1 protein-coding gene is annotated in these 249 nt (G+C 62.2%); it reads right to left on the reverse strand.

All coding sequences use genetic code 11. The features are described 5' to 3' along the window. Positions 1–13: 13 nt before the first annotated feature. A partial coding sequence (locus RAD10_RS42335) for an FCD domain-containing protein (RefSeq protein ID WP_461622072.1) occupies positions 14–249 on the reverse strand: 236 nt, incomplete at its 5' end.

Below are 249 nucleotides of genomic sequence, written 5' to 3' on the forward strand. Positions count from 1 at the left end.
GGCGGGAGCATTCCTATGTCACCTTCAGGGCCCGCGCGTAGGTCCGGCCCGAAGAGGTGATGTGTTTCGTGAGCAGCTTCTCAAAGCTTGCGAGCTCTCCGCGCGCAAACAAGCGCAGCAGCGCGCGATGTTCGTCGAACGACGCGGGAGTGATAACGTCGATCGGCGAGCTCAGATTAGTGCGCAGCGCCGCGACGCGTCCCGAGACCAGCTGATGGGATTCGACGAGATAGCGATTGCCGCAGTAGG

This window comes from Bradyrhizobium sp. 23AC, from assembly GCF_054863025.1.